Annotated in this window: 8 protein-coding genes and 2 CRISPR repeat arrays (1 of these 10 cut by a window edge); all 8 genes read left to right on the top strand. The window is 43.7% G+C overall.

Annotated elements, in window-relative coordinates:
* A CRISPR array of direct repeats spans positions 1–1,126; the repeat unit is 28 nt; unit sequence GTTCACTGCCGCACAGGCAGCTTAGAAA (it extends 223 nt beyond the left edge of the window).
* A 211-nt stretch (positions 1,127–1,337) separates the two neighbouring features.
* Positions 1,338–2,165, top strand: coding sequence for a WYL domain-containing protein (locus HRU42_RS08550; protein ID WP_295030289.1), 828 nt, complete (start codon positions 1,338–1,340; stop codon positions 2,163–2,165).
* 132 nt (positions 2,166–2,297) lie between these two features.
* Positions 2,298–3,272 carry a type I-F CRISPR-associated endonuclease Cas1f gene (gene cas1f, locus HRU42_RS08545; RefSeq protein ID WP_295030384.1) on the top strand — a complete coding sequence of 325 codons (975 nt, stop codon included), beginning with the start codon at positions 2,298–2,300 and terminating at the stop codon, positions 3,270–3,272.
* A 387-nt stretch (positions 3,273–3,659) separates the two neighbouring features.
* Positions 3,660–7,019 (top strand): type I-F CRISPR-associated helicase Cas3f, encoded by a 3,360-nt coding sequence (gene cas3f / locus HRU42_RS08540; protein WP_295030287.1) that lies wholly within the window; start codon positions 3,660–3,662, stop codon positions 7,017–7,019.
* Complete coding sequence (gene csy1, locus HRU42_RS08535; protein ID WP_295030285.1) at positions 7,013–8,272, top strand: type I-F CRISPR-associated protein Csy1; 1,260 nt, start codon at positions 7,013–7,015, stop codon at positions 8,270–8,272. Before cas3f ends, csy1 begins: the two co-directional genes overlap by 7 nt.
* Positions 8,269–9,219 carry a type I-F CRISPR-associated protein Csy2 gene (csy2, locus tag HRU42_RS08530; protein ID WP_295030283.1) on the top strand — a complete coding sequence of 317 codons (951 nt, stop codon included), beginning with the start codon at positions 8,269–8,271 and terminating at the stop codon, positions 9,217–9,219. The genes csy1 and csy2 overlap by 4 nt, the downstream gene beginning before the upstream one ends.
* A gap of 15 nt (positions 9,220–9,234) precedes the next feature.
* Positions 9,235–10,257 (top strand): type I-F CRISPR-associated protein Csy3, encoded by a 1,023-nt coding sequence (gene csy3 / locus HRU42_RS08525; RefSeq protein WP_295030281.1) that lies wholly within the window; start codon positions 9,235–9,237, stop codon positions 10,255–10,257.
* Between the two features lie 8 nt (positions 10,258–10,265).
* Complete coding sequence (gene cas6f, locus HRU42_RS08520) at positions 10,266–10,844, top strand: type I-F CRISPR-associated endoribonuclease Cas6/Csy4 (protein ID WP_295030279.1); 579 nt, start codon at positions 10,266–10,268, stop codon at positions 10,842–10,844.
* A 130-nt stretch (positions 10,845–10,974) separates the two neighbouring features.
* A CRISPR array of direct repeats spans positions 10,975–11,303; the repeat unit is 28 nt; unit sequence GTTCACTGCCGCACAGGCAGCTTAGAAA.
* A 72-nt stretch (positions 11,304–11,375) separates the two neighbouring features.
* On the top strand, positions 11,376–12,031 hold a 656-nt coding region (locus HRU42_RS08515; protein ID WP_295030278.1), incomplete at its 3' end, for a transposase.

The following is a 12,031-nucleotide window of genomic DNA, read 5'->3' as shown; positions in this document are numbered from 1 at the left end:
GAGTGTTGAGGATAGGCGTTCACTGCCGCACAGGCAGCTTAGAAAGTGCCGACAAACATATTGAACTCTTTGATCTCGTTCACTGCCGCACAGGCAGCTTAGAAATTTCAACTTGTGAGGTTATCGTTAGCTGATTAGTTCACTGCCGCACAGGCAGCTTAGAAATCACGCATCGACTCTATTAGAAACTCTGTAGGGTTCACTGCCGCACAGGCAGCTTAGAAAAGTCGAGCGTCTTCTATGCGTCTAGCCTCTGCATTCACTGCCGCACAGGCAGCTTAGAAACAGAAGACAACAGCGCCGCCGAATTGCTAGCAGTTCACTGCCGCACAGGCAGCTTAGAAAACCCGAACAACAACAACCAGTGCGCCGCCTTGGTTCACTGCCGCACAGGCAGCTTAGAAAATCCAGAAAATTTTGCTTTCACCGACTCTGGGGTTCACTGCCGCACAGGCAGCTTAGAAAGTCGATTTTGTAATACTCGAGAACAGTATCCGGTTCACTGCCGCACAGGCAGCTTAGAAATCCAGCGTATATGCGCACTGCAAAGCGTCCGCGTTCACTGCCGCACAGGCAGCTTAGAAAGAGTCGAAAACCTAGAGCTTAACGTTAATAATGTTCACTGCCGCACAGGCAGCTTAGAAAATCCAAAAATATGGCCTGAGTATCGATATTCAGTTCACTGCCGCACAGGCAGCTTAGAAAATCACCGAGTCTAAAGTTTCTAGTGTTACCCGGTTCACTGCCGCACAGGCAGCTTAGAAACGGCGGTGTTCATAACAGCGCGTCGCGAAGCAGTTCACTGCCGCACAGGCAGCTTAGAAATGCGAGCTGGGCCGTTGTAGGTTTAGTTTGGTGTTCACTGCCGCACAGGCAGCTTAGAAAAGCCTAGCGACTAGCGTAAATTTGTTTGGTACGTTCACTGCCGCACAGGCAGCTTAGAAATCTATATGCATCGGGGCTGAAGCCCCTCCTACGGTTCACTGCCGCACAGGCAGATTAGAAAACTCGAGGAACCTGGACCCGATAACGTTATACGTTCACTGCCGCACAGGCAGCTTAGAAAATCACATGAGGATTAGATAACAGCACCGGCCGGTTCACTGCTGCGCAGCTAGCTTAGAAATCCTCAACTGTGACTAATCTTACCAACTCTTTAAATCAACTCACTTTTACGTTCAGCTAATTGCTCTATCACTGCAACAAAAAACAACCGTCTAGTGTTCGCCATAAATATCCTGTAATGTGATATTGTTAAACGTTAAGTTGTTAATAAAAGCATAGGCTTATCATATGTCCGGATATTTGACTCTGGTGTACACAACCTAAGGAAGGGTATGGCTACAAATAATTTACAACAGAGGAAACTGTTCATTGAACTAGTCGCATGGTGGGAAGGCACTGTAACGAATAAACAACTCACTGAACAATTTGCTATCAGTCGCCAACAGGCTTATCAAGACTTTAAACGTTACAATGAACAGTTTCCTGATAACTTAATTCAAACCAGCCATGGTTTTAAGCCCAGTAAAACATTTATCGCACACTATATGTCATCAGACATTAATCAATATCTTCAGTGGTTTGACACAAAGCAAATTCATGAACACTCTCCCATTACCGCTAACGTCAGCCATCTTGCCCTGCCCACCCGCAGAGTCTCAGTCGACGTTATCAGGGTACTGGTAAAAGCGATTCGGCAACGTAAACGAATGGAAACTAATTATATTTCCCTGTCTAATCCAGAGAGTGATGGGCGTATTTTTCATCCTCATACATTCGTCAATACAGGATTACGTTGGCATGTAAGAGGTTATTGCGAAAAATCACAACAATACCGTGACCTAGTATTAAGCCGCTTCAGAGGCGTGGCAGACATTGTAGATGGGCCTTACCAAGACGCCAGCTTAGATCGTGACTGGCAAACCTACATCCCACTTATTTTACAGCCAGATCCACGCTTATCCCCTGCAAAAAAAGCAGTACTAGCCCATGACTATCAAATGGAAGGCGGCCAACTCATTATTAACACCCGCGCCGCACTGGCCAGTTATTTGCTGCGGGAGTTGCAGGTCAATACCAAAATGTTAGACGGCACGCCAGAGGCCCAACAATTAATTCTAGTCAACCAAGATGACATCAAAAAGTGGCTTTTAAACCATTAACCTCGTTTTTATCATCAATCATACCATCGAGGTAAAGTCACTTTACCTGAGATTTTACACAGTATTGTTAAGGCTTAGGAACCCAGTAAAGTGGCACCTTACTCACCCAACAATATAATACGGGCCGATAAATTGGATAACTTTTCATCATCAGATCTCAAAGCGATACTGCACTCTAAGCGTGCCAACATCTATTACCTCGAATATTGCCGAGTGATGCAAAAAGACGGTCGGGTGTTGTATCTGACAGAGGCAAAGAAAGAAAACCAATACTTCAATATTCCCATTGCCAATACCACGGTTCTGTTACTGGGCAATGGTACGTCGATCACCCAAGCTGCGGTAAGAATGTTGGCACAAGCCGGCGTATTGATTGGTTTTTCTGGTGGCGGAGGCACACCGTTATACATGGGCAATGCCATTGAATGGTTTACCCCACAAAGTGAATATCGCCCTACGGAATACTTACAAGGTTGGATGGGTTTTTGGTTTGATGACAATAAACGACTCGATGCCGCCAAACAATTTCAACAAGCACGGATTGAATTTTTACATCATGTTTGGGGTAAAGACAGGGATCTTAAATTAGCAGGTTTTACGACTAGCGATAGCAATATTGAAGCTGCATTACAGCGTTTTGATCAACGCATGATCACCGCCGCTAAGCCGTCAGATCTCTTGTTAACCGAAGCGCAGCTCACCAAGCAGCTCTACAAATTTGCCGCCAATGTGACTAACACGTCAGACTTTACCCGTCAGCATCAGTCTACCGACAAGGCCAACGACTTTCTCAATCATGGTAATTATCTCGCTTATGGGTTAGCGGCAACCACCCTATGGGTATTAGGCATACCCCACGGTTTTGCCGTGATGCACGGCAAGACCAGAAGGGGAGCCTTGGTGTTTGATATTGCCGATTTGATTAAAGATGCCATCGTCTTACCTTGGGCTTTTATTTGCGCTAAAGAAAAGCTCACCGAACAAGAGTTTAGGCAGCAAGTACTGCAAGCATTTACCGATCATAAAGCGCTCGATTTTATGTTTGAGACGGTAAAAAACATTGCCCTTAATGAAAAAACAGCCAGCAATAATGTTGCTGGCTGTTAGGCTGCCTGCTCGGCAGTGTACTTTATATTTTTGACATACATATTTCTAAGCTGCCTGTGCGGCAGCTGGTCATTATATTGGATTGATAGGTTAGCGTCACTATCTTTCATAAGTCACAGTTTTATTTTTGACATACATAGGTTGATCGGTTAGATCGGGTAGGGTAAGCTGTGCTCTCTTTAATGGATGAGAGGCTTCTTATAATGAAAATAGTATGTGCTGTGTACAGGGTGATGCTTAATTTAATAATAAAAATAAGAAGATGTATTGATAAGTGTCGGTGCCGTATGTCTTGGCATAGGAGTGGGGAATTACTAATATTCATGGTTAAGTTAAGCATAGCGATAAAAAACTTTTTGGATAACGAATGAAGGTAGGTTAAATCTGATGATGGTTACATTCGTGTCAATGTGCGAGAAAAACGCCTTAAAGAAAACCCGGCGGGTGTTAGACGCCTTTGCCAATCGCATCGGTGACAATACCTGGCAAACCATTATCACTGAAGACGGCTTGCAGGCGGTAAAAAAGATGCTGCGACAAACTGCCAGTAAAAGTACCGCGGTGAGCTGCCATTGGATCCGCTCACGCGCTCGCAGTCAGTTTATATGGGTGGTGGGCAATAAGAGTAAGTTTAATGGTGAAGGAGTGGTGCCAGTGAATACTACCAAGCGAAACTTGTTAAACATGGAAATAGAAAATGATTGGAAGTATCTGCCATTAATAAAATCGCTCACCGGACTTGCCGCGCTGTTACATGATTGGGGCAAGGCATCGCGACTGTTTCAAAATAAGCTCAACCCAGACAGTAAAAGTAAATGTAAAGGTGATCCGATCCGACACGAATGGATATCTTGTTTATTGCTTAATGCACTGGTTCGTTCGAGTGATGCTGGCGATGAAGACTGGCTCAAAGTGCTTATTATGGGCGAGTTGGACGAACAGCGAATTAAAGCCGTCTCGAGTGAAAACATCAGCAAACCACTGCAAGGACTGCCAGATGCTGCCAAACTCATCGCTTGGTTGCTCGTCTCGCACCATAGATTACCCTTGTATTCTTGGGATAAAAAAGCAGTAAGAAACAAATATCTCGGAGAAGACTTTCCGCGAATAGACGATTTGCTGGGTGAGATTAGTCAAGAATGGGGCTATGAAAATCGCCAAGATGAAGTTGAATATCAAGCCCGGGTTAAACAATGCTTTGAATTCCCCAAAGGTTTATTAACCCAGTCTCCACAATGGAATAAGTTAGTTAAACGCAGGGCGACCCAATTACAACATCAATTACCACTAATTAAAGAGGCGATCGCCGACGGCAGCTATCGTTTAGTATTACATCATGCGCGTTTGTGTTTGATGTTAGGTGATCATAACTATTCATCTCAAGATGCTGCCAAAGGTTGGCAAGATACCACAGGTTTATTTGCTAATACCGACCGAGACACTAATCAGTTAAAGCAGAAATTAGATGAGCACTTGGTGGGCGTCGCTAAAGTGGCACTGGATACCGCGCATCTATTACCTGCCTTTGAGTCTGAACCACCGTTAGCCCAAGATATTCAAGCGTTAAGAAAGCCAAGTCCTAAAGCATTTCGTTGGCAAGATAAAGCGGTAGAAAGTATAACGGAGTGGCGCCAACAGCAGTCCAAGCAAGCGTTTGGTTTTTTTGCGGTCAATATGGCGAGTACGGGCTGTGGTAAAACCTTCGCTAACGCCAAAGTGATGCGAGCATTATCGGTAGATCAGCAAAGTTTGCGCTATATTTTAGCGCTTGGGTTACGCACATTGACCTTGCAGACTGGCGATGAATATCGACAACGTATCGGATTGGATAAAAGCCAACTGGCCGTGTTAATTGGGTCTAAAGCGGTGGCTGATTTACATAATAAGCGTGTAGCAGCAGAGGAAGAATTGACAGCGGAAGCCGTGGGTTCTGAATCGGCAGAGTCGTTACTGGATGAGTTTATTGATTATGACTGTGATATTCCTGAAAGTGGCCTAACGACAGTGCTGACTAAAAATAAAGATAAGCAGTTTCTTTATGCCCCCGTTTTAGCTTGCACGATTGATCACATCATGGCGGCAACAGAAACCAAACGCGGTGGTCGTTATATTTTACCGTCATTACGCTTGATGTCGTCTGATCTGGTGATTGATGAAATTGATGATTTTACCGGTTCAGATTTAATTGCCATCGGGCGACTTATTCACCTTGCTGGCATGCTGGGGCGTAAGGTGATGATATCTTCTGCCACCATTCCCCCAAGCTTGGCTGAAGGCTATTTTAATGCCTACAAAAAAGGCTGGCAGTTATATTGCCTATCACGTACCGAGTCACAGGCCATTATAGGCTGTGCTTGGATTGACGAGTCGTATACTCAGGTTGAAACTGTCAAATCTAGTGATAGTGAACCCGCCATAGCGCAATATAAATCGTTCCACGATGCCTTTATTGATAAACGTATCAAGTTGCTAACCAATCAAACCGCGAAACGTAAAGGCCATATTGTGGCGTGCGAAGTCAACAGGGTTAACACTAAATCGACAGATGGAATAAGCAAGCAAGAGACTTATTTTCAGCATATTAAAGACGCGGTGTTAGTGAAACATCAACACCACCATACCGTTGACGAACTGACAAATAAACAGGTGTCATTTGGTGTTGTCCGGGTTGCCAATATTTCTCCTTGTGTTGAGTTAACTCGCTACTTGTTGAGTGCTGAATTTCCAGCGGATACCGAAGTCAAGGTCATGGCATATCATAGCCAGCAGGTTTTGTTACTGCGTCATGAACAAGAACAGCACCTTGACCAAGTGTTAAAGCGCAAAGAAAAGGCCGGCGAAGCGCCAAAGGCGTTCAGCAATGCCATTATTCGTGGTCACCTTGATAACAGTAACGCCAAGCAGATTATTTTTATTCTGGTTGCCACCCCAGTAGAGGAAGTTGGGCGAGATCATGACTTTGACTGGGCAGTAGTTGAACCGTCGTCTTATCGCTCTATTGTGCAATTAGCAGGGCGGGTTCGTCGTCATCGCGAAGGCGAAGTGACTCAAGCTAATATTGGCTTAATGCAATATAACTACCAAGCATATATAGCAGGCGACAAACAAGGCGGTGTTTATTTTACCCGACCAGGCTATGAAACTAAGCCAATGCCAACCCATGATCTGAGTAAAATTGTCAACCTGGCAGCGCTTGAAAACGGCATCAATGCGATTCCTCGCATTACTCAATTAGATCAATCACAAGGCCAGCATTTAGCGGGTATTGAACATCGCGCTATAGGTGCATTACTGACTCAATATACCCAGCTCGGCCCACAAGCACTGCAAGGCTACCTTGATTCAACGTGGTTTTTAACGGCAATGCCACAACTGCTGCATTCGTTTAGGCAAAGTGAGCCCAGTAGTAAAATATTTTTAGTGGCAAATAGCAATGATGAAGATTGTTATTTTACCGAGAAAGACGAGCAAGGTTTACGTATAACAGATATCGCGGGTAATTTAATCAATGTCGACAACATATGGCAAATAACGCCGGTGAGTTTATCGACAAGTGAACGAAATAATTTATGGCTAGTACGCGATTACCTTGATGTATTAGATGCACACATTGACGCAGACGTACTACCAACAAGACGGCAAGTATCACTGCGTTATGGCGAATTAAGTTTTGTTGTCAGAGACGGTGAGAAGTACGAGTACAGTGATCAATTTGGATTAGTGAAAATAGGGAGAGAGCAATGTTAGATCCTGCTATCACCCGTTTCTTTGAAGAACGAAAAGAAGCGTGGTTAAAGAAAAATCTAAAGGCTTCGATGGATGAAGCTCAAATTCGAGAAACACAACAACAATGTGAAGCGGTATTCTCGTTATCAACTTGGCTGCCCAACGCGGCGAAAAGAGCGGGTCAGATCTCAATGGCGACGCACCCCTGTACGTTTAGTCATCCGAGTGCTCGAAAAAATAAAAATGGCTACGTTAGTTCGGTTATCGCCAACGCAGACAGTGCGATAGATGGTTTTTTACGCAGCGGTAATGTGGTTGTTGATACCGATGCATTGGGTAACGCTGCGGCACTGGATGTGTATAAATTTTTAACCTTAGAAATGACCGATGGCCAGCAACTGCTCACACATATTCAAAATGATTCACAACTGGCCGCGCAGTTATTGACGCTAAAAGAAGTCTCTTATACGGAGTTAAAAGCAGGTTTTGTCGCGATGGCGGAAAGTGGCAGTGAAAATGTTACCAGCTCTAAAATAAAACAAGTGTATTTTCCTGTTGCAGAGGACTATCACCAGCTTTCCCTATTAACCAATTCGGGCATGTTATATCAGCTGCGAAAGCGTATCGATAATTTACGTTTTAATGACGAGGTTAAAGTACTAAGAGAATTAAGGAAAAAGAATGAATTTAGTGAGCAGGGTTTTGCAGAAATATATGGTTTAACCACGATTGGTTATGGCGGCACTAAACCACAAAATATCAGCGTGCTGAATAATCAAAATGGGGGTAAAGCACATCTGTTGTCATCACTACCACCACAAATAGAAAAACGCACCATTCATTTTCCACGTAGTAATTTTTTTAGCGAATCGTTTCGACCTTATGAATATAAGGATGTGTTTCAAGCGCTGCACCGCATCTTTAAAATTGATTATAAAAACAATAAAAAATTACGTAATAGTCGCGATGCGCGTATTCACGAAGTGATGGACAAAATCATTGCCAAAATGTGGGCAATTCGCAGTATTTCTGAGTTGCAATATAACAGCGAGATATCACAACTGACTCGCGTGCAAAAAATATGGTTACACCATGAGTTTATCGAAGAACGTGAAAACACGGATGAATGGCTAGATACTTTGGTCAATGAGATATCCAGTTGGTTTGCAAGCACGTATAAAACGGTTATGGGTAAGCAGGCAGTGATGCTAGGTGAGGAAGAACGGTTACATTTTTTGAGAATGATCACTCAGCATAAGGAGGCGCTACGATGAGCGGTGAAATCAAAACCCTATTAATATTGCCACATATTAAAGTGCATAATGCCAATGCATTATCTAGCCCTTTTACCATAGGCTTCCCTGCAATGACGGCTTGGTTAGGGGCAATGCATGCGCTACAACGTAAGTTAAATCAAGACGGTTTTACTGACTTGACGTTTAGCGCGACAGGCGTTGTCAGTCACCAATGTGATCTGCAAACTCACAGAGGTGTCGGTGATTATGTTTCTTCAATTATCGGTACAGGTAATCCGTTGGATAAAACAGGTTCACGCAGTGCGTTTATCGAAGAAGCGCGTTGTCATTTGGATGTTACTTTGCTGGTGGAACTTGATGGGCTAAATAAAGCCGATGAAGTAGCAGTATTAGAACGGATCACCCATCATCTGCATGGACATATGAAAATGGCCAGTGGTGATATTAAGGGTTTCCATGCGCCGAGTATTCAACGAATTGAGGAGGGTGAAACGTCTGATCTCGCTATGCTCACACGCCAATTAATGCCGGGTTATGCGCTGGTTGAACGCCGTGATTTAATGATTGCAGCAATGGAAAGTGGTCAAGATGCCATGGATGCCTTGTTAGATTATCTAGTCGTACATCAAAGTTGCACCCAAGATGATGACGGCAATGTCACTTGGCAGGCAAAACGAAAAACCTATCAAGAAAACCCCGCTGGTTGGATCGTGCCTATCGCCACCGGATTTCATGGCATTACGGCATTAGGCGAAGCTAAAAACCAGCGCGATCCTGAAACCCCCCATCGTTTTGCCGAAAGTATTGTTACTTTAGGTGAATTTAAAATGCCGTATCGGATTAATTCACTTAACGAAATTATGTGGCATTACGCCATTGAACCTGAAAATAACTTATACCTTTGTCAACAAACTCACTCTCTACAAAAACCTACTTCAGCGGACGATTGGTCTGACTTTTATTAAATAAGGAAAATTATCATGGCTAAAAAAGAAAATATTGCATCGGTACTCGCATTTGAAAAAAAACTCGTCCCATCTGATGGTTATATGTATGGCACGTGTTGGGACGATAGAAGTGCCGTCACGCCATTAAAGTTAATTGAAAAATCTGTACGTGGCACCATTTCGAATCGCTTAAAACCTGCAGTGCAAAAAGACCCTGTAAAGTTAAACGCAGAAGTGGAAAAGGCTAACTTACAACGGGTAGATGCTTGTGCATTAGCACCAGAGCAAGACACGCTGAAATTGAATTTTTCGTTGAAGATATTAGGTGGTCTAGCTAAACCATCAGCGTGCAACAATGCGCTGTTTAAAGAAAGCTACAGTGCTGCCGTAAATGATTATATTGGCAGCGAAGGGTGTAAAGAAATAGCACGCCGTTATGCGTTAAATATAGCTAATGCGCGCTTCTTATGGCGCAACCGTGTGGGTGCAGAGAATATCGAAGTACAAGTGTCAGCATTAAACAAAAATGCGCCGCAAAGCTGGACCTTTGACGCCACCGAATTTAGTACTCGCCACTTCGATGATTCTAGCTCGGCTGTGGATGAATTAGCTGCACGTATCGCTGGGGCACTTGCCAGTGAAGATGATTTTTTAATGCTGGATATTAACTGTTTTGTACAAGTCGGTAAGGCGCAAGATATTTACCCAAGTGAAGAATTGGTGCTGGATAAAGGCAAAGGCACGAAAGGTAAAATCCTTTATTCAGTCAATGATATTGCCGCTATGCACTCACAAAAAATTGGTAATGCTCTGCGCACTATCGATACCTGGTATCCGGAATTTGACAGTGGCAGCAGTGCGGGGCCAATTGCAATTGAACCTTACGGTGCTGTAACCAATCTCGGTAAAGCTTTTCGAACCCCCGCAGCTAAACAAGATTTTTATACCTTCTTTGACAGTTGGGCTCGTGGTGGACAGCTTGAACGCATTGAAGATCAACACTACGTCATGGCGGTAATTGTACGTGGTGGTGTATTTGGCGAGAGCGATAAATAGGAGCGAGAATGAAATATTATCTCGATATTACCTTGTTGCCCGATGCTGAGGCTAATTTAGGGTTTCTTTGGCAAAAAGTGTATCAACAAATACACCTGGCCTTAGCTGAACATAAAACGGCAGATAATACCTCTGCAGTTGCGGTTTCATTTCCAGAATTTAGCCAGGATAAATACCCATTGGGCAGTAAGTTACGACTTTTTGCTGCCAGTGAATCGGCATTACAAGCGTTAGACATACCGCAATGGTTACAACGGCTCACTGATTACTGCCATTGCACTTCGATTAAAGCTGTACCTAGCGCTGTCACGCAATATGCGGTATTTAATCGGGTGCAATTTGATACGAATATTGAGCGTATGGCACGGCGGCGAGCTAAACGAAAAGATGAAACCCTTGAACAAGCACTCGAGTATTTTAAGGGCTTTACCGATCAAGCGAGTGAGTTGCCTTTTATCAATATGAAGAGTCTATCCAGGCAACATTTTTTTCGACTTTTCCTGCAAAAAAAGAGTGTGTCTGCAGCGGTAACGGGATCATTTAATACTTATGGACTCAGCAAAACCGCCACGGTCCCTTGGTTTTAACCCTTATTTTTCGCTATTTAAAAATTCACAAGTAAAACAAATGGTTACAACAAGTCATTTTTTAGAAGGTTAAATAGCTATTTTTAACCTAAAGACTTGTTGTAACTTATTTTTGTGCTGATATTCTATTGTTCACTGCCGCACAGGCAGCTTAGAAAAAACCAAGCCGACGATTGCCCAGCTCGCAGGCATTCACTGCCGCACAGGCAGCTTAGAAATATCCGTGCTGCCACCATGATACTCAACCTCAGTTCACTGCCGCACAGGCAGCTTAGAAAATAACAAGGCAACTATAATTTAATTGGAGAATAGTTCACTGCCGCACAGGCAGCTTAGAAAAATCGCCTGGGTGGTCGGTATGTTATCTGTTAGTTCACTGCCGCACAGGCAGCTTAGAAACAAAGAATACGTGCATTTGGTCTGGCAATGGAGTTCACTGCCGCACAGGCAAAAAATAATCAAGACACCCACAATTGTCAGATTAAGATCCTTTGACTACGCTTAAGTCAGAGTTGTTGAGGAGGGTTTATTATGCCTACACCAAGAAAAGCGTTAGTCAGCTTAGAGGATACGCTCTATTATCACTGCGTATCTCGTTGTGTTAGAAAGGCTTTTTTGTGCGGGGTCGATCATTACACAGGTCAATCCTATGAGCATAGACGGGATTGGGTTGAAAGTCGACTATTAGAACTTGCAGCTGTGTTTGCCATTGATATTTGTGCTTATGTAGTGATGAGTAACCATTTACATCTCGTATTACGTATTGATGTGGAGTTAGCTAAGCATTGGTCAGATATCGAAGTGGTCACTCAATGGCAAAAGCTGTTTAAAGGCGATAGCCTTAATCACGACTTTGTTAAAGGTGAACCACTTGAATCCTATCAACAAAGCATTATCAATAAACGAGTCAAAGAGTACCGCTTACGGCTGATGGATATCTCTTGGTTTATGCGGGCACTGAATGAACCTATTGCTCGTAGAGCCAATGCAGAGGACAAGTGTACTGGGCGCTTCTGGGAAGGACGATTTAAGTCCCAGGCCCTGCTTGATGAAGCGGCAGTACTGGCCTGTATGGCCTATGTAGATTTGAACCCAATCCGCGCTAAGATGGCTGCTACACCAGAAACTTCAGATTTCACTAGCATCAAACTGCGTATTAAGGCTGCGCTTAACGGTGAGCAGCCCAA

It is taken from the genome of Shewanella sp. (assembly GCF_013214165.1).
Lineage (GTDB): Bacteria > Pseudomonadota > Gammaproteobacteria > Enterobacterales > Shewanellaceae > Shewanella.
The sequence above is the reverse complement of the archived record's forward strand: the minus strand, read 5'-3'. Positions and strand labels throughout refer to the sequence as shown.